We start from the raw sequence: 24,903 nt of genomic DNA on the forward strand, positions 1-24,903 counted from the left end.
ATCGGTATTTTCCCGAATTAGCCACTGAAAGAAATAAACAACCCGCATGAGATTCGGTTGAGAACCATTTCATGCGGGTTGATCTTATTTCAGCCTACTCAATTCCAATTGAAACGAATTTTTTCTCCAAAAATTCATCCATGCCATGATGCCCGCCTTCTTTGCCGACACCAGATTGCTTGATTCCGCCAAATGGCCCTTCAGCAATTGCTGGATATACATCATTGATGCCAATGATTCCATATTCTAATTTTTCCGAGACACGAACGGCCCGATTTGTGTTTTCTGTGAATAAATAAGCAGCGAGTCCATAGTCTGTATCATTAGCTTTATAAATCGCTTGATCTTCATCACTAAACGTTTGGATTGGGATTACTGGTCCAAATGTTTCTTCATGCATTACTAACATATCATCAGTAGTATTTGCTAGAATAGTAGGGTTGTAGAAATAACCATCTAAATCAGAGTCCCAAGCATCGCCGCCATAAACGATTTTTGCCCCTTTATTAACCGCATCCTCGACATGTGATTTTACCTTTTCAGAGGCCTTCTCGTTAATTAATGGACCAATATCTACTCCTTCTTCTAAGCCCGATCCAAGTTTGAGTTGTTTTACTTTTTCGGTTAATGCTGCAGTAAATTCTTCAGCAATCGATTCATGTACATATAGTCGATTCGTACAGATACATGTTTGACCAGCATTTCTAAATTTACTACCCAACACGAGGGTTGCCGCCTTGTCGATATCTGCATCTTCGAATACAATACTTGGGGCATGCCCACCAAGCTCGAGCGCGACTTTCTTCATTTGCTCTGCACTTTCACGCATTAAATATTTACCGATACCTGTTGAGCCTGTGAAAGTAATTAACCGCACCTCTTTATTTGTAAGTAAGCTTTGACCGATTGCTTTTGCGTCACCAGTTACTAAATTGACAACACCATCGGGGATTCCAGCTTTCTTCATAATTTTCATAATTTCAATTGCTGACAATGGTGTTTCCGATGCTGGTTTCAGCACAACCGCACAACCGGCAGCTAATGCAGGACCAATTTTTCTTGTAATCATGGACGATGGGAAATTCCATGGTGTAATTGCGCCGACAACGCCAACCGGCTGTGGAATCACAAGTAGTCGCTTCGATTTATTAGACGAAGGAATTACTTCTCCGTAAGCGCGGCTAGCTTCTTCTGCATACCATAATAAATAATTCGCACTAATTTTTACTTCACCGATTGCTTCCGCTAAAGGCTTTCCTTGTTCGATGGTTAAGATTTCCGCTAATCGTTCAGTATCTTCGAGCATAAGCTGTGATGCTTTGTATAAAATCGTTCCACGTTCTCGACCTGTCATTGTGCTCCATTCTGGAAATGCATGGGTAGCGGCTTTTATTGCTTCATCTGTTTCTGCAGCTCCACCTAAAGCTACTTCGGTGATTGGTTCTAGTGTTGCGGGATTATAAACTGTCTCTGTTTTTTGATGATCAACATTTTTCCATTCTCCATTAATAAAGATGCTCTTCGTTAATTTATCAAACATGTAGAAACCTCCCTTTTGCATCAAGCATATCGCATTTCCTTCGAGAATATCAATTAATTAGAAGTTTCAATTTTCCCAAGCAGGGAGTTTTTTACTTAAAGGTTTATCTTGCCGATACCCGAGCACATACTCTGCTTGCATGATTGTGTGTACTTCGCGTGTACCCTCATATATAACGGGTGCTTTGGAATTCCGTAAATATCGCTCGACTGGATATTCATCTGAATAACCATATGCACCATGGATTTGTACGGCATCATTTGCAGCAGCATTGGCAAAATCACATGCCTGCCATTTTGCAAGCGATGTTTCTCTTGTATTTCGTTTTCCCTGATTTTTTAATTCTCCTGCACGATAAACGAGTAAGCGACTCATTTGAAAGCCTGCTTCCATTTTGGCAATCATTTGTTGAACCAATTGATGTCTGCCGATTTCTTTTCCGAAGGTTTCCCGCTCATGGGCATATTTGATGCTTGCTTCTATACAAGCCATAATTTGCCCTACTGCACCAGCAGCAACAGTAAAACGACCATTATCCAGTGCAGCCATTGCAATTTTAAAACCTTCACCTTCTTCACCGAGAAGATTTTCTTTTGGCACCTTTACATTTTCAAAAAATATCTCCCCAGTATTTCCAGAGCGAATGCCATGCTTCCCCTTGATCGCTTTAGAAGAAAATCCGTCCCAAGAACGCTCAACGATAAATGCAGAGATTGCTTTATGTCTTTCCGACTTCTCACCTGTATAAGCAAAAACTAAGAAATAATCTGCAATATCACAGAGAGAAATCCATGTCTTTTGCCCATTTAATAGATAGTAGTCCCCTTGCTTAGTCGCGGTAGCTTGCAGTGCCGCAACATCAGTACCAGCGCTCGGTTCGGTGAGTCCGAATGCACCGATTTTCTCACCCTTTGCTTGAGGTACAAGGTATTTCAGCTTTTGCTCCTCGGTACCCCATTGCAGTAATGTCATGCTATTTAGTCCAGTATGAACAGATACAGCGGTACGAAATGCAGTGTCACCTCGTTCTAATTCTTCACAAACGATTGCAAGTGCATTATAATCCATTCCACTTCCGCCGTATTTTTCGGGGATACAAACTCCCATTAATCCAAGCTCTGCTAATTTCGGTAAAAGGCTTGAATCGAATTTCCCTTGGCGATCCCAATCTGCAATGTAAGGCATAATCTCTTTATCCGTGAAATCACGTACAGTTTTACGCAGCATTATTTGTTCTTCTGTGAATTCAAAATTCATTTCTCCATCTCCTCATCTATTAATTTGGAAAAAATCGCTTCATTATGCTCACCGGCATTTGGAGGGTGATGCCTCATCGTCACTGGAGTTCTCGAAAACTTTAGCGGACTGCCAATCATTTTGATAGGTCCAGCAGTTGGATGTTCATAATCAATGAACATATTTCTTTCATGGAGCTGCGGATCAAGTGTAACTTCCTCGATATTTTGAATTGGCCCACAAGGAATATTGTTTTCATGGCATTTCTCTAGCCAATAAGCAGTTGTCTTTGTTAGCAAGACTTGCTGCAGGATGGGAATTAATCGCTCGCGATGCTTTACTCTTTCGGGATTCGTAGAAAATCGCTGATCCGAGCTAATCGTCGGAATTTCTAAAATTGTACATAATGCTTGAAACTGCCGATTGTTTCCAACTGCGATTACCATTTCTCCATCAAATGTTTGGAAGGTTTGATATGGAACAATATTTGCATGCTGATTTCCTAAAGCGGAAGGAATCTTGTCTGACATTAAATAGCTGCTGCCGATATTTACAAGGGAGCTCACAGCTGTGTCATATAAGGAGATATCAAGCTTTTGTCCCACATGCGAATTCTCTCGTTCTAGCAATGCTGCTTGAATTCCAATACAAGCATAAAGCCCAGTTAATATATCAGTAATCGCTACACCAAGCTTCTGTGGACCAGACTTTTCATCACCAGTAATGCTCATCAAACCGCTCATTGCTTGGATAATGAAATCATAACCAGGCATATCTTTCATTGGACCTGTTTCCCCGAACCCTGTAATTGAACAATAAACAATTTCGGGATTGATCGCGGATAGGACATCGTAATCGATTCCCAGTCTTTCCATTGTTCCTGTTTTAAAATTATGAATGACGACATCACTTTTTTCAGCGAGTTGTTTTATCACTTTAATCCCATCTTCTGACTTTAAATTTACGGTAATACTCTTTTTATTGCGGTTTGCCGATAAATAATAAGCGCTTATTTCATGCTGGAATGGTGGTCCCCATTTACGTGTCTCGTCACTTCCACCTGGAGCTTCAACTTTTATTATCTCTGCACCGAGATCGCCCAGTATCATTGTGCAGTATGGTCCTGCCAGCACTCTTGATAAATCTAGTACCGTAATATTCTCTAATGCACCTGTCAATATTTTTTCCTCCTTTCTGGATGCAAAAAAACCAGCTCAAATAGATTACGTAGAAGTAATCAACATTGAACTGGCTTTTATCTGCTGATAGCGTCTTTGGAAAGGACGCCTGGCAGAATAGGCAGCGTGATAAAATTTAATCATTAATTTGAACGTGTGCATTAAACGTGGCATCCGTTTTTACACGTTTCTTTGAAGTAATTATAAGCGATTTATAATATTTTGTAAACGGTTTCTTTTTATTGTTATTATAAGACTGTGGCTCTAAATATGAATAATAGTATATAGCAAATTTATGTAAAGGGTTTAGAAAATTATGTTAAAATGTGCGTAGAGTTTATGAAGTTATGTTCTTAAACTAAAGAGGCGGGTTAGTTGAATAAAATAAAAAGGCGATCAGAAATTAAGCTTATTATAGGAATAATATAAAAGATAAAATGAACAAGTATTTTTGTTGAGGTAATCACGGATAAAAAAGCCTTGTGGTTTTTAATTTCCACAAGGGGCTTTTCCAAATTAGTAAAGGGTAGGGGTTGGAGGACAGGCAACAGCATCAATAAATCTTGGATCAATTCCATAAAACACCCAGAAGGCACCGTTCCATCTATAACCAGAAACTTCGCCATACTCGACACGTGTTGGGTAAAACCAAAAGCGCTCTCCATTTATTAGCCATACATATGTGTTTTGGTATAAACAGTCAATGATATAGGATACAGAAGGCATTGGTGGAATGAATGTTGGGGGAGGCGATTGTGGTTGTTGTCTCATTGGACCTTGTGGTGGCAAAAAAACCATATGATTTCACTCCTTTTCATTTTCAGATAGGTCTTCAACATTATATGAATAAGCAACCAGAAGGTTAAAAAGGACAAATAACTATGGATAGAATTAAAAAATTCTTAAAAATTCATTTAATAGAAGAATATTTATTAAAAATTACTTTCTTGTTCAACTAAACCAGCTAATAGAAGCTCATTTCATATTGCGTTAACTGGTGCTTTAGCACAACAAGGGGATCGGCAATACGGCGGTCTTTTTTTACTAAAGGGGCAGTAGAGTTTAATAAAGAAAGAGGGGGAAGAAAATGAAATACTTAAAATATAGGATGAAGAATTATGTGGCTATAATTGTGGGTTTGTTAATAGGCTTTTTAATTGCCCGATTGTTATTTGAAAGACCAGATTACCTAACTGGATTTATTGCTGCAACAATTGGGTTTGTAATAGTGGAATTTGTTGTTTTTGTTAGATGGTTACGTCGAAACAACATTCGTGAAAATAATTAATTTTTTGTTACAATAAACTAGCTGATAGAAGTACGTATCATATTGCACTATATGGTGCAAGAGTTTAATAAAAAAATGCTAAGGAAGGGTTAAAAACCATTCATTTAAATACCTTGTTATGTTATGAAGTAGTAGATGTATTTTTTTTAGGGAATGGGAGAGATAGTTTGATTAACAGATTGAAAACCTTCCTTTCTGGCATTGCAGGCATACTTGTTGGGATTATGATTGTGAGCATAATTTGAAATGGAGAAATATATTGGGATCCAATCGGTGCTTTACTTAATGGAACTTTATTAATATTGCTTTTTAGATTGGGTCTGAATTTATAAAAAAAGAATAATCCTTATTGAACTATCTGTTGTAACTGTATAATTAAGGACAGACGCTTATTGTACTAAAGTGACAGGTTAATTCAACAACGAATGCTTAGGAGGAATCTAATATTGTTAAGAGTGGATAAACCTGGAAAGATTATTATTCTAAACGGTACTCCCAGATCAGGAAAGTCAAGTATTGCTTCAGTAATCCAGAAAACATTTGAAGGTGTGTGGATGAACTTTGGGGTCGATCAGTTCATGCAGATGACTCCTGAACAATTTCAGCCTGGAATCGGTTTAAGACCTGGAGGTGAACTCCCCGAACTCGAACCGACTATAAAAATCATGTATCGAGCTATGTATGAGGCAATAGCACAATTCAGTCGTCAAGGACTTAACGTCGTGGTGGATGTAGGGCATCATGAGGGGTATTCAGTTCCGTTAAGAATTCTTCCAGATTGTGCCCGAATATTAGATGGACTTCCTGTTTTGTTTATAGGAGTTCGTTGTCCAATTGAAGTTATTATGGAACGACGAATCAAGACATGGAATGTTGGTTACGATGACGATTTTAAAGTACCAAAGCCAGTTGCTTTATGGCAGAAACTTGTTCATATACCTGGTATTTATGACATTGAAGTTGATACATCTGTACTAAGCCCTGAAGAGTGTGCTAAATTAATTTCCCAGAGACTAGAAGATGAGCAACCCCCGTCAGCTTTTCAGCTTATTAAGGACATAGAAAATGAATAAACATTGCTTTTGTACCTGGTGTTATTAAGCTAACTATCTATAAGCCTTTTTAATGATAATTGCTAATGTTAATTAGTATTTTGAAATATACAATTAACCCCACACATCAACAATGTGTGGGGTCTAGTATAGCTTCTATTTATTTTGCTGCTTTTTGCAGTTTATTCAACATCTTTAAAGCGCGTCCAGTACCGATTGCTACCGATTCTAGTGGATTCGGAGCCATGTGTACGGGAACACTAATCTCGTTAGCAAGCCATTCTTGCATTCCATTTAATAGACTTCCGCCCCCAGTTAGTACAATTCCGTGGTCGACAATGTCGCCACTAAGCTCGGGTGGACAATCTTCTAATGTAGCACGAACCGTTTCTAAAATTTGGTCTAGAGATTCTTTAATCGCTGCATATACCTCGGTTGATGATACGGTAATCGTCTTTGGTAGACCTGTAACCATATCACGACCACGAACCTCCATTGTAGCTTCCTGATGATTCGGATGCGCATAACCGATTTCCATTTTAATATTTTCAGCTGTTCGTTCACCGATAAGAATATTATAATGCTTACGGATATTTTGAATAATCTCTTCATCTATTCGATCGCCACCGATACGAACGGAATTACAAGATACAACACCACCAAATGAAATAATTCCAACCTCGGTTGTCCCACCGCCAATATCAATAACAACATTTGCAATTGGCTCATCAACAGGCAGATCAGCACCAATTGCAGCCGCAACTGGTTCTTCAATTAAATGGACATGTTTTGCACCATAGCTTGTAACTGCATTATGGATGGCACGTCGTTCTACTGTTGTGCTGCCAGAAGGTGTACAAACAACCACAGAAGGTTTACGCATCGACATCCCAATTTTCTTACTTACTTTCTTTAATAATGCCTTTAACATTTGTGACGTAACATCATAATCCGCTATAACGCCATCTCTTAATGGGCGAATCGGAATAATGTTTTGTGGTGTTTTTCCAATCATTTCTTTCGCTTCTATACCTACAGCAACCACTTGTTTTGTATTAATATCAATCGCCACAACAGATGGCTCGTTCAGAACAATTCCCTTCGTCTTAGAATAGACGAGAATGTTCGCAGTACCTAAATCTATTCCAATTTCTGCATTTGAAAACATATTTGGTTCCTCCAATAATGACAGTTTCTTCTATATAAATACTACTTTAGACTATATTTTCTGGGGGTCATAAAAAGCAAGACTCACAATAACCCTCATTATATCTTATATAAAATAGGTTACTATTAAATTAACGCACCCAGCAGGTACAAATCAAGTGACATTTCCATTACACTTTCTCCAGTTTTGTAACAAAAAGTCTGATTTTAAAAGGTGTCAACCGCAATATAAATGAAGTTTCTACCAATAAACCAAGGATCTTCCATTTTGACCTCATTCTATCAATTACAAAAATCTATTATTAACAAGGGTTTAGGGAATTGGTATAAAAGTCTCAGCTCTATTTATCTAGCATGGGAAATCCTGCCACAAATATTACAGAAAAACCGTGCTATGATAATTTTGCAAGACAGAAGCAAACAAAACAAAAGGAGAGTGTACGAAGATGCTTAAAAAGATAGGTGTCGTTACAGCATTATCAACAGCTTTAGTTTTTGGAGGTGCTTTTACAACAACTGCAGATGCGTCAGCAAACGCTGATCAATCGAATGTTCAATATAAAATCTATTATTCTGTGAATGGTGAAAAAGGTAGTATCACAGATGCAAATATTAAAGAATTATTATCACAAGATAAAATTAACGATATAGTAAGTAAAGTAACTACTCGTTATAATATTCAGTTGCCACAAAATAATGTAGAGAAACAAGCAGAGCAAAAAGTAGAACAACCTACTAAGAAAGAACAACCAGCTAAAGCAGAACAACCGAAACAAAAAGTAGAACAACCGAAACAAAAAGTAGAACAACCAAAACAAAAAGTAGAACAACCAGCTAAAGCAGAACAACCAAAACAACCAGTTCAAGAACAACCAAAAGCTCCAGCACAACAACCAGTTCAAGAACAGCCAGCTGAGAAAAAGACTGAAACAAACAATCAAAACGCTGCATTAAGTCAATTTGAACAAGAAGTAGTAGAATTAACAAACCAAGAAAGAGCAAAACAAGGTTTATCTGCACTTCAAGTTGATACAGAATTAAGCAAAGTAGCACGTGAAAAATCAAAAGATATGGCATCAAACGGATATTTCGATCACAATAGCCCAACATATGGTTCACCATTCGATATGATGAAGAGCTTCGGTATCACTTACCGCACAGCAGGTGAAAACATTGCAATGGGTCAACGTACACCAGCAGAAGTAGTAGAAGGTTGGATGAACAGTGAAGGTCACCGTGCTAACATCTTAAACGGCGAATACACACACATCGGTGTAGGATACGTTGAAAATGGCAACTACTGGACACAACAATTTATTGGTAAATAAATAACAGACTAAGAGACTAGCCCAGGCTAGTCTCTTTATTTATACACAATTTTTTGCATCGATTGTTTTCTAAAAGGGTGTACCTAATCGAAAAATTGTTAAGGATGAATACGTGCGAACTATTGATAATTTTGACTTCAGATCTGTAGAGATGTTGCTATTGAAACAAAAATTCCATTCCTATATTTCAATCAACGTTGATTGTCAGTTGTAAGCTACTCTATTATAGAATATTCTTCACAACCCCAGCGGAAGAAATACACGGAGACTCCTGCGGGAAGAAGAGCCTAGGCGAGACTTTGAAGTGCGTCAGCACAAAAAGGCTCGCCAGCTCCCCTAAGGTGCGCGTAGTGTATTTCTGGAGCGATTGGCCTGAGAGCCCTTATGAATGACTTCCAGCCAGTGAACAGTTGTTTAAATATCCTTTTACAACCCTACCTTTTTGTAATACAACCACAAGAAAGGTAAAATGAATGAACAGGTATTCTCCATCATAATTACGTTTAGCAATACACATACTAATCAAAAGGGAGGATCTTATGGTACAAGGAATTGTAAACTGGAATACACAGACAACACAAAAATGGCTGCAAAATTATGTCGATGACTGGGTGAACTTTTATCAAAAGAATACGAATGAAGGTGAGGTAGCTTCCTATATCCCGATTTTGCAAGAAGCCAATCAGCATCATCTGGGAATCTCCATTCTTGGTATAAATGGAATGGAAATTAAATCTGGGGATGTCGGGATTCCATTTACCATTCAAAGTATTTCTAAAGTATTTACATTCATTATCGCCTGTATACAGCGAGGCGTTTCTTATGTACTATCCAAGGTTGACGTTGAACCAACAGGTGGGGCATTCAACTCGATTATGCATCTGGAAACGAGGCAGGTGAAGAAGCCATTTAACCCATTAGTAAATGCAGGTGCAATTACCATAACCTCCATGCTGGTTGGCGACACTCCTGAACGAAAGCTGGAAGGATTTTATCAATTACTTGAAAAAATATTGGGCTATCGTCCAGCATTAAATATCGATGTGTATAAATCTGAAAATGAAACCTCAGTACGTAACCGAGCAATTGGCTATTATTTATTGGAATTGGGTTATTTAGAGTCGGACCTGGACCTTACATTAGAAACTTATTTTAAACAATGTTCAATTGAGATTACGATTGATGACCTGGCAAAACTAGGTATGATTCTCGCAAATGATGGTGTGGAACCGAGAACACAAGAAGAAATTATTCCTAGACAGGTAGCAAGGCTCGCGAAGGTTTTGATGCTGACATGTGGAATGTACGATGCTTCAGGGAAATTTGCTGCGTATGTAGGTATACCAGCAAAAAGTGGTGTTTCTGGTGGGATTGTTGCTGTTGCGCCACCACGAGCTAGGGACAATCAGTTGCCATTTCTTGATGGATGTGGAATTGGCGTATATGGACCTGCACTAGATAGCCAAGGAAATAGCATTGGAGGCATTCGTCTATTGCGGCATATTGCGAATCAATGGGATCTGAGTATATTTTAAGATTTTAGGTTAAGGGAGTGGGAACAATGTGCGGGCGCTATACATTACTTGCAGATGAACTCGAAATTTTACAGGAATATGATTTAGAGAACCCGATCGAATCCTATCAAACAAGCTATAATATTGCACCAGGGCAGCAAGTATTAGCAATTATTCATAATGGCAGGGAAAAGCGTGCGGGATATTTACGCTGGGGACTTATACCATCCTGGGCAAAAGATGAAAAAATTGGCTATAAAATGATCAATGCAAGAAGCGAGACAGCAGATGAGAAACCAAGCTTTAAATCTTTAATGGCACAGAAACGATGTTTAATTATCGCCGATAGTTTTTATGAATGGAAAAAAACAGAGCGTGAGAAACAACCAAAGCGCATCGAGCTAAAAGAACGTAAATTATTTGCCTTTGCCGGGCTTTGGGATAAATGGGTACAAAATGATAAAACGGTATTTACATGCACTATTTTGACAAAGGACTCGAACGAATTTATGCAGGATATTCATCACCGCATGCCGATTATTTTACCAAAAGACAGGGAGGATGGATGGATTACTCCAAAAAAATTACAGCCAGAGATTGCAAAGCAGTTTTTACAAACAATCGAAATCGACGAGCTTAAGGCTTATAATGTTGGAAACTATGTAAATGCAGCAAAACATAATGATCTCCAGTGTATTGAGCCAATTGCGTAAATAAAGGGAAGGCCTGTTCATTGAAAGGTCATCCCTTTAATAATTAATTATGCTGACATGGCTTTAGCTGCTGCTGAACCCCTTCTATTTCCTTTTTCGCTGCCTATATAAATTTCTTCGTTTCATAAACAACAACAAAAAAATCCTAACAGACCTATTAAATTCGGTATTTTCATTAATCCATTCATTATCAGCAAGCCACTATAAAAATATATAGTGTTTCAACAGCACCATAAAATATGGGTTAGTATCTGCTGTGACTCCTGAACCAGTGTATAATCCAGCTGTTACAATTGTAATACCTAATGGGTTTTAATAAAGGTTTACATTTGGAGGTGAAATAAGCCATAATAATGTTACATAGAAAAAACGACAAATTAGCATTTCTTCTACCAAATTATTTGTTCCAATTTTTGCTTAGATGGTCGTTTATTGCGTATAATGTAGTTATAGATAGAAAGGTGTTATGATAATGATACGTGTACTATTCGTTTGTCTAGGGAATATTTGCAGATCACCAATGGCAGAAGCAATTTTCCGTGATCTGATAATAAAGGAGAATCTAGTGGATAAAATTTCCGTAGATTCTGGCGGAACTGGAGATTGGCATATCGGCAAGGGACCTCATAAAGGCACGAGTCAGGTGCTAGAGCTTAAAGGGATTTCTTTTGAAGGAATTATTGCTCGTCAAGTAAATGAAAAGGACTGGGATGATTTTGATTACATTATTGCAATGGATGAACAAAATGTAGCTGACCTTCACTCCATCCGCAAGGCCCAGGATGATCAGGTTGTTATAGCAAGGCTTATGGACTTTGTAGAACAACCAAAGGAAGAAAATGTTCCAGATCCATACTATACTGGAAATTTCGACTATACGTATCAGTTAGTATCTGAAGGTTGTACTCAGTTACTTAACTATATAAAAGAAAAACATTCACTTACATAAAGGAGAGATATTATAATGGGCAGACAAAAATTAATATTAGGTGTAGTTATTGGTGCGGTTGTTGGAGGCTTGGCAACTCTAACGGATAAAGAAACTAGAAATTACGCAAAGACAAAGCTTGATGAGGCAAAATCAGGAGCTACTTATGTTTTACAAAATCCAGCAGAAGCAGTTCAAAATGTACGAAATACAGTTGATCAATTAAACCATAGCATCACAAATGGAGCTGAAAGCACGATTAATGCACTAGAGCAAGTGGAGGGTACTTTAGATAAATTCGTGAATAAAAAGGAAGTTAAAGTCGTAAATTAATAGTAACAAATAATAAGCCGGCATCATGTATGCCGGCTTTAATTATCGATGAAATTCATAGTGGGAGCGGTGCTAGTGAGAAATATTATTGCAGTTTGGAAGCAGTTATTCCAACGTATGGAACAAGTGGATATATTCGGTATAGCTGCACAGTTAGCATATTTTTTCCTGCTGTCCCTTTTCCCGTTTCTTCTATTTCTGCTTAATCTCGTTGCTTATTTGCCAATTAATGAACAGATGATAATTGATATTATTGGCTATTATGCTCCTGACGATATCGTAAACTTAATTAATACGAATGTATCACGGATAATTAATCAGCAAAATGGAGGATTATTATCGATTGGAATTATTGGTACACTGTGGGCGTCATCAAATGCAATACATGCAATTGTAAAGGCCTTCAATAGAGCCTATGCCATTGAGGAAAATCGCTCTTTTGTAGTCTCAAGGTTAATTGCAGTCATCTTGACAATTTCAATGGTAATTGTAATTATGGTCTCGCTATTGCTTCCTGTATTTGGCAGAATAATCGGCGAACATATCTTTGGATTTTTTAATTTAACTTCAAGTTTTATTGTTATATGGAATGCGCTTCGTTGGGTAATCTCTACCTTTATTTTCTTTATTGTACTGCTTGCACTGTATAAGATAGCACCGAATGTTCCGATGCCCTTAAAGGATGCTGTTTGGGGAGCGGTCATTAGTACGATATTATGGCAAGCAATTTCCTATGGGTTCTCATATTACGTTAATATAATTGCCGATTATTCGGTGAATTATGGCAGCTTAGGAACTGTTATTGTCTTGATGATTTGGTTCTACCTGCTCGGCATCATCATTATTATAGGTGGGATTGTGAATGTACTAGTGAGAGATTATCGGTCAACATAATACTGTGGGAAAATACAGTGGCTAACTAATAATTAATTAGCCATTGTATTTTATAAAAACTAATTTTATGTTGTATGTTGCTTTTTATATAAAGTACGAACTTAAATAGGCTCGATGTCAATTTTCGCTCTTGACAGTGTTTTCTATGGGAAAAGCGATCTGATACCTCGGAAGAAGAAGCTCCCAATGGATTTTTAGGCTGTTGCTTTTCCTGCAGGAGTTTTCTGTCCAACGATCCAATCAACGGCGATAAGAGAGGTAATGAAGTAGCATCTTAAAAAGAGAAAGATAACCGTACAATCCCAGCGGAAGAAATACACGAAGACTCCTGCGGGAAGAAGAGCCTAGGTGAGACTATGAAGTGCGTTAGCACGAGTAGGCTCACCAGCTCCCCGCGGAAAGCGAAGTGTATTTCTGGAGCGACAGCCAGCGAAACAAATATCATTCACAGTTAGTCCGCACTTTGTGAAAAAAGCTATTTCAACAACCTTAAACCATTTAAAATAACTAATATCGTACTTCCTTCATGACCAATCACGCCTAAAGGCAAATCTAAAACTTGAAAATAGTTTGTAAGAATTAAGACAAAAATAACACTCAATGAAAAGATAACATTTTGTTTGATGATTCGATTCATACGGCTTGATAATGTAATTGCATCTGTGATTTTTGCGAGATTATTTTTAATGAGTACAACATCTGCTGTTTCTAACGCCACATCTGTTCCTTCTCCCATCGCAATTCCTACGTTTGCACTTGCTAATGCAGGTGCATCATTGATGCCATCTCCAACCATTGCTATATTTTTATATTTACTTCTTAGGTTCTTTACATGGTCAACTTTTTCTTGTGGCAGGCAATTGGCGATATACTGGTCAAGCCCAGCCTCCTCGGCTACAGCCTTAGCGGTTAATTCATTATCACCAGTAAGCATGACTGTGTGAATGCCATGTTTTTGTAATTTGCTAATCGCATCCTTCGTTGTTTGTCGAATGGTATCCTTCAATGCAAAGACAGCTACAATTGTATCCTCAACTTTAGCAAACACGATTGTATTTCCTTCTGCAGCTAAAGAAGTGCCAATTCCATTTTGGAAAAGCTTTGCACTTTCTTTTCCGACAAATTCTGCCTTACCAATCATCCAGCGTTTGTTTTCTACTATTGCAGTAACACCATTTCCGCTTACATTTTTCATATCGATAACGTCAATATTCCTGAATTTACTTAGATTGGCAGTGCAATAGTTTGCGATAGCTTGTGCTAATGGGTGGGTGGATTCCATTTCGATTGCTCCGATAATGTTCAGAATCTCGTCTGCATTTTGATTCGCATCAAAGTATGCAGCCGTGACCTCTGGCTTACCGTTAGTCAGTGTTCCTGTTTTATCAAGGGCAATTGCCTTTATATGACTTAGATTTTCAACGTGGACACCGCCCTTAAATAAAATTCCATTCTTAGCGCTGTTAGAAATTGCTGATAATGTTGCCGGGGTGATTGAAGCAACTAATGCACAAGGTGAGGCAACGACAAGTAGAACCATTGCCCGGTAAATACTTTCAGACATCGTCCAGCCAAATGCGAGATAGGGAAGGAACATCATCACTGCAACCGTAATTAGAACAATATTTACATAGGTACTCTCAAATTTTTCAATAAATAACTGTGAAGGGGATTTCTCATCCTGTGCCGTTTGTACGAGCTGAATAATTTTCTGGAATAAGGTTTCATTTGGTTTGGTAGTAATTTTTACTATTATGGTACCGTCAAGTGCAACTGTACCAGCATAAACCTCATGTCTGTTATACTTATTTATTGGCATTGATTCTCCGTTAATCGCACTTTCATCAATAGCAGTCGAACCTTTAATAATTATTCCATCTGCAGGAATTCGTTCCCCAGCACGAATAATAATCTGATCCTCGATTTTTAACTCAGATACTGGTGTCCTAATTTCTTGACCGTCTTTTAATAGCAAAGCTATTTCAGGCTGAAGTTCCATTAAAGCTGAAATTGCTTTATTACTCCGATTCATCGTATAAGTTTCTAATGCACCGGAAAGGGCGAAGATGAAGATAAGAATCGCTCCCTCTGTCCAGTAGCCAATTGCCACAGAACCAATAGCAGCGAAGATCATCAGCATTTCTACATTTAGTTTCCTCGTTCGGATTGTTTCGGTAATTCCCTCTTTTGCCTTCGCGTATCCACCAATTGTAAAAGCAAGCAGATGAAGTATAATCCAAGCTGTTGTTGTCAAATAATCGCTTAATAACCATGTCACGAGTACAAGTAGACCGCTAAGTAGAGCGGCAATTAATTCGATATGTGACTTAAAAGTCGAATAAAGCGTTTTAAACTGCAAGTCCTTTTTCTTTTTCTGTTTGCTGAGCGATTGAAATGAATAAGAATTCATGATTTATTTCCTCCTTATTTTGATAATGAGATTCATTCCTATTTATAATAATTCTAATTTGATATTAATTATATTATATACATAAAAAGATTTAAGTCAATACAAAATACGGTATGAATGGTTTTAGCATTTGTGAATTTATTTAGTAAATAAAAAAGCATGTACTAAATAAAAACATGATTGTATTATTAATTAGTTAAATACAGAAATAACAGATTTTAACAGCTTGATATGGAAAATTAAAACTGTTATAGTCATAATAGATAATTTAATAGAACAATAGGAGGGGTCAAAGTGAAGAAACTTAGTTTATTATTAATTTCACTTATAATTATTGCAATACTTAGTGCTTGTGGAAATGCAAGTGAAAGTGAAGAGGAGAAAGGCAATTCGAATGAAAACGCTGCAGAAGATAATACTGCAGCTGAAACAGATGAGCGTTGGGAGAAGGTACAAGAAGCAGGCGAGCTTGTAGTTGGAACCTCTGGTACATTAATTGCCGCGTCTTATTACGATGATGCAGATGAGTTAACAGGTTATGATGTAGAAGTTATGAAAGAAATAGCAAAACGTCTTGATTTGGATATTTCATTTGAAATTATGGGGATTGACAGCATGCTTCCAGCAATCCAGAGTGGCAGAATTGATGCAGCTGCAAATAATATTGATATAACGGATAAACGAAAAGAAGAATTTAATTTCAGCGAGCCATATAAATATTCTTACACAGTAATGGCAGTACGTGAATCCGATAATTCCGGCATTGAGTCATTAGAAGATTTAGAAGGTAAAAAAGCTGGCGGTGGAGCAACGACCGTATACAGTCAAATTGCTGAAAAGTATGGTGCTGAAGTTGTTACATACGGAAATGCACCAAACGAAGCTTATTTAAGTGATGTAAGTAATGCGAGAACAGATGTTGTAATTAATGATTATTTCTTAACGAAATTCGGTGTAGCAGCATTCCCAGACTTTGATTTGCATTTACACCCTACATTGAAATTCCATCCAACAGAACAAGCTGTCGTACTGCCTAAAGGTGCGGATAAGCTAACAGAGGAAATCAACAAAGTTTTGGGTGAAATGCATGAAGATGGCACACTAACAGAATTAGCTATTCAGTTCTATGAAGAGGATGCTTCTAAAGAGTCAGAAGAGGAAGTTGAAGTTATTGAAGGTCTAGAACTGTAGGAGGAAATAGAGATGGACTTCAATGGTTTCGATTTTGGTGGCTTATTTGATATTGAATTGGCAATCGAGAGTTTACCTTTTGTATTAGAAGGTTTACCAATGACATTACTCGTTTCGATAGCAGGAATGGCAATGGCATTAGTATTAGGCTTGTTCCTTGCATTAGCAAGAAGTTCGAAGTCCTTTCTGCTTAGGTGGCCAGCTAGAATTTATATTTCCTTTATGCGAGGAACACCAATGCTCGTTTTTCTCTTTATTCTATATTTTGGCTTACCTGTCGTTGGGATTCAGCTTGATGCAACTACTGCTGCAATATTAGGATTTGGCTTAATCAGTTCGGCTTTTGTTGCTGAGGTTGATCGGTCGGCATTGAATAGTGTAGATAAAGGACAGTGGGAAGCGGCAAAGGTGTTAAACTTTGGATACTGGCAATCATTAAGAAGAATTATTCTGCCACAAGCGGTAAGAATCGCACTTCCGCCGATGACTAATATTTTTATGGATGTCGTGAAAGCAACCTCGCTTGCCGCAGTAATTACGGTTCCAGAGCTTTTTCAAAAAACACAGATTGTTGCTGGAAGAGAATTTGATGCGATGACTATGTATATATTAGTTGCACTCATTTACTGGCCGATATGTATCGCCATTGGTTACCTGCAAGAACAACTAGAAAAGCACTATAGTAAGTTTGTATAAGTGGAAAGAGGCAGTGAAATTAACTGGCTTTGGCTCTAATCAAAAATACCGCATGAAATCTAGGGTGTTAACCCGATTTCATGCGGTTTTATATTTTGAATTGCACTAGTTTTTACCTTTCAAAAATATTGCAGCTGCAATCGATAAAATGGTTGCTGCAATCAAATAAAAATAGGAAATACCAGGGAAGAGATCAACGAAAATCCCCCCAAGAATAGGTCCACTAATGCTGCCGATACTAAAAGCCATGCCAATCATAATATTTCCCGCTGGTAACAAAGCGAGTGGCAATAAATCTGTCATATAGGATATACCTAATGAATAGATCGAACCTACGAGCATGCCTGTAAGTGTAAAGAAGATGAATAAAGCTACAATCGATGATTCCAAAAGTCCAGTTGCAGTAAAGCAAATGAATCCACCTGAAAGGACGACGAGTAATGTCTTTCTTCGACCAATCCTGTCACTTAAAGCACCAAGTGGTAATTGAGTTATCAAGCTTGCAGCCGCAAAACATGGAATAATTAAAGATAGTGTTGCGGTATCATGCCCGATTCGTAGCCCATAAATAGGAAAGATACTATGTAATGAAGCCTCTAAAAATCCATAACCAAAAGCTGGCAGAAGCGCTACCCAAGCAATTTTCCCGGCTTCTATAAACCTGCCAAAAGCGTTGGATGTCTTAATGTTCGTAATTTCTTCGTCCTTTGGAAATTCATTGCGGACAAATAGCATGGTTGACCAGACGATCATGCTCAGTACAGCGGAAGCTAGGAATGGGAGGGCTTCATTAATAGAAAGAAGTCGTGTCATTAACGGACCTAATGCAAAACCGAGGCTAAAGAACATGCCATAAAAGGCAACCTGTCTTCCACGATTCTCTTTTGTTGCTGTTGTCGTTATCCATGTCTGTGTACCGAAGTGCAGTAATTGATCGCCAATCCCAATTACCATTCGTAAAATAAACCAAAACCACAAAGCTTGCCAAAAAGGAAATATTGCCATTGAAATGAAGACAAGTGCACCACCAACTAGTATTACAGGTTTATACCCAAATCTTCGTAACGGCTTTTCCATAAAAGGAGATGCAATTAAAATTCCGATATAAAGTCCTGTAGCATGTAGTCCGTTGATGGATGATGCGATACCGTTCTGCTCCAAGATGATAGCGAGCAGTGGCAGCAGCATTCCCTGTGAAAAACCAGAAATCATGACGAGTAAAATTAATATTCTAAATCTATTCTTAGTTGATACCATGTTGTCCCTCACTCTTTATGAATATAAGTCCAATATTAAATTTAAGGCTTTTTATCGTAAATATCAATGGAAGTGATTTTTTGAGTAAAAGATCCTTTGCAAGTTACGTATAATTTCTGAGATTAGTCAAAAACTATAGTTAAACTTAGATTTTTCCTAGCTAACATAAAGAGAGGGACAGACATATGAAAAACATGAAGCATGTTCTCGCCTTACTTATTACAATCCTTATAATTTTGACACTGCCACTAACCATTTTTGCGGAAGAAAAAGCGAAAACGAAAGTAGACGCATTTGAAATACCAAGTCATGTACTAAACATATCAAAAGAAAATACTTTTCCTAATTCATCAGAAGATCAAGAAATAATGGAGCCGAGCGAGCTGACACAGGAATTAATAGACGGAGTTAAAGTAGCTATTGAAAATCCAGATTTAATTAAAATGCTCAATGAAACCTCGATAAAGCCTTCACCAGTAGGAATTGGTTATCGAGGCATGATATATCTTGGACGGTGGCCATTAAATTATGACTCAAAAGAGACAACCATAAATTGGGAATATCAACCAATAAATACGAACGAACTAAATAATCTTGGTGGAAATGTGAATCAGGAAATGAACTATATCCAACAGAATCAAAAGGAAATAAAGGGTGCGCTAACGAATAAAGTTGCTAATCCAGAGGAAGTAAAAAAAATGATGCTCTTAAAATCAGCAGAAAAGACAAAACTGCCTCTTGCATATGCTAGTACGATTGGCGGCAATACAAAAAAGAATAATAAATACGTTGTCCCAGTGAATAAATATGGTTATCTACATGCATTTGCACCAGCGGTAAATGAAAAAGGACAGGTTACCTTTGGAGAAGTTTACATTGAATTAAAAGGTACAAAAAAACATCTTGTCATCAAGAATGTAACAAAGCAGGGAATTGGTGCATGGATCCCAATTCAAGATCATGTTTCATTTTCATACCAACTGAAGTAATAGACAAAACTCTGTAATTATATTACAGAGTTTGTTGTGTTTAGATGGATATGACGTTATATCAATCCCTATCCTGTAGCTGAACCCGGAAATGATAAAAGGTCTTGAAAAAAATCCTTTAATGCTTTATTATAGTAAAGTATTAAAGTTATCGACAGCATGAAAGGGGAAGCATGAAATGGAATGGGTTGTTTTAGTTTCCGTTTTAGTAATGATTATACTTAGTTTACTTCGAGTAAACGTTATAATAGCGATTATTGCTGCAGCAATAATTGCAGGTCTAATGTCTGGTTTATCAATCACAGAATCAATTGAAATGCTCGTTAGTGGAATGGGAGGGTCAGCTAATACAGCGCTGAGCTACATTTTATTAGGTGCATTCGCAGTTGCAATTAGTTATACAGGTATCATGACGATGTTAGTTAAATATTTGATTCGCGTCTTAACAGGGAAGAAAACGATGCTACTACTCGTTATAGCAGGTGTTGCCTGCCTATCGCAAAACCTTGTGCCAATCCACATTGCATTTATTCCAATTTTAATTCCGCCATTATTAAAATTATTTGATAAAATGCGTATCGATCGCCGTGCAGTTGCAGTTGCGCTAACATTTGGCTTAAAGACACCATACATTATGATTCCAGCAGGTTTCGGACTTATATTCTATGGAATTATTAAAGAAGGTATGGAAAGTAGTGGGGTAGCAATAACGATAGGAGAGATCACGAAGGCAATGTTTATTCCTGGACTTGGGATGATCTTCGGTCTATTAGTTGCTATTTTTATCACCTATCGTAAGGAACGAGATGCAATTCCAGGCGCTGGCGGAATAGTTCCGACCAATATTAAAGAGGAAGATACGGTTGTTACATTTAATAAGAAGCATTTATTCACGCTCGTCGCCATTCTTGGTTCCTTTATTGTTCAAATCATCACCGATAATCTAATTGTTGGTGCATTAACTGGTTTACTATTACTATTCTTATTTCTCGTCATTCCATTCCGTAAAGGGGATCAAGTAATGACAGAGGGAATCGGAATGATGGGGACCATCGCATTTGTAATGTTAGTCGCATCAGGTTACGGTATGATTTTGCAAGAAACTGGCGCTGTAACAGCACTTGTCGACGTATCGTCCGGCTTGCTAGGTGACAATCAAGCCCTAATTGCTTTTATTCTTTTATTAGTTGGGTTGCTTGTAACGCTTGGAATTGGCTCATCATTTGGAACGGTTCCGATTATTGCAGCGCTTTATGTGCCTATCTGTGCTGCGGCAGGTTTTTCACCATTAGCAATTGCTGCCCTTATCGGTACTGCCGGAGCACTTGGGGATGCAGGTTCACCTGCGTCAGATAGTACGCTTGGACCGACAGCAGGATTAAACGCAGACGGAAAGCATAACCATATATGGGATACTTGTGTTCCAACCTTTATTCATTTTAATATTCCATTGTTTATCTTTGGCTGGGTTGCAGCATTAATTTTATAGCATAATTTCCATTAAGATAGGACAAGGTAAGAAGAAAATAGGTGGGTTGTTATGGATAAAAAAAATAGTGCATCGATCATTTATCTTCTTATCTTCAGTCTTATTTTCCTTAGCCCTGTTCAAGTAGCGGCAGGTGGATTTGGCTGGGGTTATATGAAAAATAACGAACATAAAACTCCGGAAATCGGTAAGTATCAAGAAATGCTCGCAAAATATGGAGCATACTATGTCGATCATTCCGGAGATAAGGTCGTTTATCTAACATTTGATAATGGGTATGAGAATGGATTTACTTCAGACATATTAGATGTATTGAAGAAGGAATCAGTGCCTGCAACGTTTTTTGTTACAGGGCATTATGTAAAGACTGAGCCTGATTTAATAAAGCGAATGGTTAATGAAGGACATATAATAGGAAATCATTCGTATCACCATCCAGATCTCACGATATTAACAAAAGAAGCAATGAAAAAGGAACTAGAAACATTAGAAGAAGCTGTTTCCAACGTTTCCAAGCAAAAAGAAATAAAATTTCTCAGGCCGCCAAGAGGGACCTTTAATGAACAGACGTTGCAATGGTCAAATGAGCTAGGGTTAACGCATATTTTTTGGTCATTAGCATTTAATGACTGGAATGTAAACGGGCAAAAGGGCGCCAAATATGCATATGATCAAATTATGGCGCAGATCCATCCAGGGGCGATCATCCTTTTACACGCCATTTCTTCTGATAATGCCGCAGCGCTTGAGCAAATTATTCAAGAACTTAAGAAGCAAGGATACAGCTTTAAAAGCTTAGATGATCTATTACTTAAGGATCTTCTACCTAAAGAGATTTATGGATATTAAAAAAAATATAGAGAGGGAGGCTCGTTTATTACCGAGCCCCCTCTCTATATTTAAATTTAATGGATAGTTATTAGAAGTTGATATAAACTCCGAATAAGTGACAATTATGTCTTCGAAACCTAGAAAGTCGTTGCAATTTCCACATGATTCTCGAGTACATTGCTACAATCAATGTTAATAGTTGTTCGGTCCGTCATTCTTTTGTTTCTAGATTCTGCTCTACCTTAGCGGAAGAAATACACGAAGACTCCTGCGGGAAGAAGAGCCTAGGTGAGACAATGAAGCGCGATAGCGCGAGTTGGCTCACCAGCTCCCCTAAGGTGCGCGTAGTGTATTTCTGGAGCGACGGCCAAGGAAACAAATATCATCCTAAGTAAGTTCCTAGTTTACCTCATAGACACTTCTCAAAAAAATAAAAAGTGAATCAAAACACTTGAAAGTCAAAGAAGGTCAAGTTATAATATGTTCATAAGGTCAAAGATGGTCAAACTTAATAATTGACATTTGGCTTTATAGTCCTTGATTCACTTGCTGAAATATTACTTTTCATTAATATAAGGAAATCAAAAAAATAAACAAAATACTTGAAAGTCAAAAAAGGTCAGAGTATAATATATTTATAAGGTCAAAGATAGTCAAAGTCAAAAATGAAATTAACTTTAAATATAATTTTTCTAGGAGGAATGGAATATATGCTATGTCAAAAATGTGGCGTCAATGAAGCTAACATCAACGCAGCAATGATGATGAATAATCAAAAAATGGAAATACACCTTTGTAATGATTGTTTCCGTGAACTCCAAGGACAAATGATGAATTCTACTGGTTTCCCATTTGGATTTGCAAATGATGCTTCGGATTTCTTTGCTCAAGGTAATGGAAATGGTGAAGCTAAAGTGGGAGCAAAAACGAAGCAAAAACAAACTACTAAAAGAAATAGTTTACTTGATCAATTAGGAAGCAACCTTACAGATGGAGCAAGAGCTGGTGAAATTGATCCAGTAATTGGACGTGACAATGAAATTAAACGTGTAATTGAAACTTTAAATAGAAGAAACAAGAACAACCCAGTTTTAATTGGTGAACCTGGTGTTGGTAAGACCGCTATTGCTGAAGGTCTAGCAGTGAAAATTGTTGAAGGAAGTGTCCCTACAAAGTTATTAAATAAAGAAGTTTATTTACTCGATGTGGCATCATTAGTTGCCAATACTGGTATTCGAGGACAATTCGAACAACGCATGAAACAATTAATCAACGAACTTAAGTCACGTGATGATGTCATCCTATTTATTGATGAAATCCACTTAATCGTTGGAGCAGGAACAGCTGAAGGCTCACAAATGGATGCTGGAAACATTTTAAAACCAGCGTTAGCACGTGGAGAATTACAATTGATTGGTGCAACAACATTAAAAGAATATCGTCAAATTGAGAAAGATGCAGCACTCGAAAGACGTTTACAACCAATAACGGTGAATGAGCCTACTCAAGAAGATACGGTGACAATTTTGAATGGAATAAAAGACCGATATGAGAAATTCCATGAAGTCCACTATTCTGATGAAGCAATCCAAGCATTCGTTACGTTATCCAGCCGCTATATCCAAGATCGTTTCTTGCCAGATAAAGCAATCGATTTAATGGACGAGGTTGGTTCAAGATTGAATTTGAAAAATTCATCTGTTGATTCTTCTTCTATTAAGCAACGACTTGATGAGATTACAAAGGAAAAACAACAAGCAGCTGAAAAAGAAGACTATGAACGTGCAGCGAACTTGAGATATCAAGAGATTCAACTACAAAAACAATTAGAAAAAGCATCAGATGAGGACAAAATTATTGATGTGGATGTTAGTGACATTCAATTGATTGTAGAAGAAAAAACAGGTATCCCAGTAACAAAAATGCAAACAGACGAACAAGAAAAAATGAAAAACCTTGCGCAAGCATTAAGTGATAAAGTTATCGGCCAGGATGAGGCTGTAAATAAAGTAGCAAAAGCAGTTCGCCGTAGTCGTGCAGGATTGAAATCTAAGAATCGTCCAATTGGTACCTTCTTATTTGTAGGTCCAACAGGTGTCGGTAAAACGGAATTATCGAAAGTACTTGCTGATGAATTATTCGGCTCTCGTGATTCAATCATTCGTCTTGATATGAGTGAATACATGGAGAAACATTCAGTGTCTAAGATTATCGGTTCACCTCCAGGCTATGTAGGCCATGAGGAAGCAGGACAATTAACGGAACGTGTGCGACGTAATCCATATTCGATTTTACTATTGGATGAGGTTGAAAAAGCGCACCCAGACGTGTTAAATACCTTCTTGCAAATTATGGAGGATGGTCATTTAACTGATTCTCAAGGACGCAAAGTAAGCTTTAAGGATACCGTTATTATCATGACAAGTAATGCAGGTACAGGTGACAAACAGATTAATGTTGGATTTAATACAGGAAAACACGAATCTGTATCAACATTAGAGAAATTAAGTGCATACTTTAAGCCTGAATTCCTGAATCGTTTTGATACAATCGTTAACTTCAATCAGTTATCTGAAGAAAACTTATTGAAAATCGTTGACCTTATGCTTGTTGAATTACAAGACAGACTTGAAGAAAACGAAACAACCATTACGATTACAGATGAAGCAAAACGAGTATTAGTGAAGAGCGGTTATGATGAACGCTTCGGTGCAAGACCATTACGTCGGGTAATTCAGGATAAGATTGAGGACCAATTAACCGATTTAATCCTGGAACATGACACAGTTGAAAAAGTAAATGTTGATGTAGTGGATAATGAAATTGTCGTGAAGATGGTACAGTAGTTAAATGAGAAAACCTCGCTGAA

General features: G+C 37.6%; 21 protein-coding genes. 14 read left to right on the top strand and 7 right to left on the bottom strand.

From position 1 onward, the window contains the following. Positions 1-94: 94 nt before the first annotated feature. The 4 genes from CUC15_RS05295 to CUC15_RS05310 form a co-directional block, all read right to left on the bottom strand. Positions 95-1,540, bottom strand: coding sequence for an NAD-dependent succinate-semialdehyde dehydrogenase (locus tag CUC15_RS05295; protein WP_114915670.1), 1,446 nt, complete (start codon positions 1,538-1,540; stop codon positions 95-97). 66 nt (positions 1,541-1,606) lie between these two features. Beyond that, positions 1,607-2,797, bottom strand: a complete 1,191-nt coding sequence (locus CUC15_RS05300; protein ID WP_114915671.1) for an acyl-CoA dehydrogenase family protein — start codon at positions 2,795-2,797, stop codon at positions 1,607-1,609. Then, a complete protein-coding gene (locus CUC15_RS05305; RefSeq protein ID WP_114915672.1) occupies positions 2,794-3,954 on the bottom strand; it encodes a CaiB/BaiF CoA transferase family protein in 1,161 nt (386 codons plus the stop codon). Before CUC15_RS05305 ends, CUC15_RS05300 begins: the two co-directional genes overlap by 4 nt. A 516-nt stretch (positions 3,955-4,470) precedes the next feature. Further along, entirely contained in the window at positions 4,471-4,752 is a 282-nt protein-coding gene (locus tag CUC15_RS05310) for a transporter (protein ID WP_205317661.1), read from the bottom strand. A 322-nt stretch (positions 4,753-5,074) separates the two neighbouring features. On the opposite strand from CUC15_RS05310, the gene CUC15_RS05315 reads away from it, so the two are divergent. Beyond that, a complete protein-coding gene (locus CUC15_RS05315; RefSeq protein ID WP_162800271.1) occupies positions 5,075-5,242 on the top strand; it encodes a hypothetical protein in 168 nt (55 codons plus the stop codon). Between the two features lie 455 nt (positions 5,243-5,697). Beyond that, positions 5,698-6,315 carry a chloramphenicol phosphotransferase CPT family protein gene (locus tag CUC15_RS05320; RefSeq protein WP_242985996.1) on the top strand — a complete coding sequence of 206 codons (618 nt, stop codon included), beginning with the start codon at positions 5,698-5,700 and terminating at the stop codon, positions 6,313-6,315. A 139-nt stretch (positions 6,316-6,454) separates the two neighbouring features. Here CUC15_RS05320 and mreBH read toward each other — a convergent pair whose 3' ends face one another. After that, positions 6,455-7,462, bottom strand: coding sequence for a rod-share determining protein MreBH (gene mreBH / locus CUC15_RS05325; protein WP_114915675.1), 1,008 nt, complete (start codon positions 7,460-7,462; stop codon positions 6,455-6,457). A gap of 445 nt (positions 7,463-7,907) precedes the next feature. On the opposite strand from mreBH, the gene CUC15_RS05335 reads away from it, so the two are divergent. From CUC15_RS05335 to CUC15_RS05360, 6 genes are all read left to right on the top strand, one after another. Then, the gene (locus CUC15_RS05335) at positions 7,908-8,789 is read left to right on the top strand and encodes a CAP domain-containing protein (RefSeq protein WP_114915677.1); all 882 of its coding nucleotides are present in this window, start codon (positions 7,908-7,910) and stop codon (positions 8,787-8,789) included. A 539-nt stretch (positions 8,790-9,328) separates the two neighbouring features. Beyond that, positions 9,329-10,324: a glutaminase gene (locus tag CUC15_RS05340; protein ID WP_114915678.1), complete on the top strand. Its 996-nt coding sequence runs from the start codon at positions 9,329-9,331 to the stop codon at positions 10,322-10,324. A gap of 26 nt (positions 10,325-10,350) precedes the next feature. Continuing rightward, on the top strand, positions 10,351-11,016 hold the full coding sequence (locus tag CUC15_RS05345; protein ID WP_114915679.1) for an SOS response-associated peptidase: 666 nt from the start codon (positions 10,351-10,353) through the stop codon (positions 11,014-11,016). Positions 11,017-11,488: 472 nt separating this feature from the next. Then, the gene (locus tag CUC15_RS05350; RefSeq protein WP_114915680.1) at positions 11,489-11,965 is read left to right on the top strand and encodes a low molecular weight protein-tyrosine-phosphatase; all 477 of its coding nucleotides are present in this window, start codon (positions 11,489-11,491) and stop codon (positions 11,963-11,965) included. A 15-nt stretch (positions 11,966-11,980) separates the two neighbouring features. Continuing rightward, positions 11,981-12,277 (top strand): YtxH domain-containing protein, encoded by a 297-nt coding sequence (locus tag CUC15_RS05355; protein WP_114915681.1) that lies wholly within the window; start codon positions 11,981-11,983, stop codon positions 12,275-12,277. A gap of 75 nt (positions 12,278-12,352) precedes the next feature. Continuing rightward, positions 12,353-13,171, top strand: a complete 819-nt coding sequence (locus CUC15_RS05360; RefSeq protein WP_242985955.1) for a YihY/virulence factor BrkB family protein — start codon at positions 12,353-12,355, stop codon at positions 13,169-13,171. Between the two features lie 475 nt (positions 13,172-13,646). On the opposite strand, the gene CUC15_RS05365 is transcribed toward CUC15_RS05360, so the two are convergent. Continuing rightward, positions 13,647-15,581 (bottom strand): heavy metal translocating P-type ATPase, encoded by a 1,935-nt coding sequence (locus tag CUC15_RS05365; RefSeq protein ID WP_114915683.1) that lies wholly within the window; start codon positions 15,579-15,581, stop codon positions 13,647-13,649. A gap of 294 nt (positions 15,582-15,875) precedes the next feature. On the opposite strand from CUC15_RS05365, the gene CUC15_RS05370 reads away from it, so the two are divergent. Both CUC15_RS05370 and CUC15_RS05375 read left to right on the top strand, forming a co-directional pair. Beyond that, positions 15,876-16,772, top strand: a complete 897-nt coding sequence (locus CUC15_RS05370) for a transporter substrate-binding domain-containing protein (protein WP_114915684.1) — start codon at positions 15,876-15,878, stop codon at positions 16,770-16,772. Positions 16,773-16,784: 12 nt separating this feature from the next. Next, entirely contained in the window at positions 16,785-17,468 is a 684-nt protein-coding gene (locus tag CUC15_RS05375; protein WP_114915685.1) for an amino acid ABC transporter permease, read from the top strand. Positions 17,469-17,573: 105 nt separating this feature from the next. Here CUC15_RS05375 and CUC15_RS05380 read toward each other — a convergent pair whose 3' ends face one another. Continuing rightward, positions 17,574-18,725, bottom strand: coding sequence for an MFS transporter (locus CUC15_RS05380; RefSeq protein ID WP_114915686.1), 1,152 nt, complete (start codon positions 18,723-18,725; stop codon positions 17,574-17,576). Between the two features lie 185 nt (positions 18,726-18,910). Between CUC15_RS05380 and CUC15_RS05385 the strand changes: the two genes are divergently transcribed. The 4 genes from CUC15_RS05385 (at position 18,911) to CUC15_RS05400 (ending at position 24,880) form a co-directional block, all read left to right on the top strand. After that, positions 18,911-19,714, top strand: coding sequence for a YfkD famly protein (locus tag CUC15_RS05385; protein WP_114915687.1), 804 nt, complete (start codon positions 18,911-18,913; stop codon positions 19,712-19,714). Between the two features lie 178 nt (positions 19,715-19,892). Then, the gene (locus CUC15_RS05390; RefSeq protein WP_114915688.1) at positions 19,893-21,203 is read left to right on the top strand and encodes a Na+/H+ antiporter family protein; all 1,311 of its coding nucleotides are present in this window, start codon (positions 19,893-19,895) and stop codon (positions 21,201-21,203) included. A gap of 51 nt (positions 21,204-21,254) precedes the next feature. Next, a complete protein-coding gene (gene pdaA / locus CUC15_RS05395) occupies positions 21,255-22,052 on the top strand; it encodes a delta-lactam-biosynthetic de-N-acetylase (RefSeq protein WP_114915689.1) in 798 nt (265 codons plus the stop codon). Between the two features lie 692 nt (positions 22,053-22,744). Beyond that, a complete protein-coding gene (locus CUC15_RS05400; protein ID WP_114915690.1) occupies positions 22,745-24,880 on the top strand; it encodes an ATP-dependent Clp protease ATP-binding subunit in 2,136 nt (711 codons plus the stop codon). The last annotated feature ends 23 nt before the right edge of the window (positions 24,881-24,903 follow it).

The sequence above is a fragment of the Oceanobacillus zhaokaii genome, from assembly GCF_003352005.1.
Lineage (GTDB): Bacteria > Bacillota > Bacilli > Bacillales > Amphibacillaceae > Oceanobacillus > Oceanobacillus zhaokaii.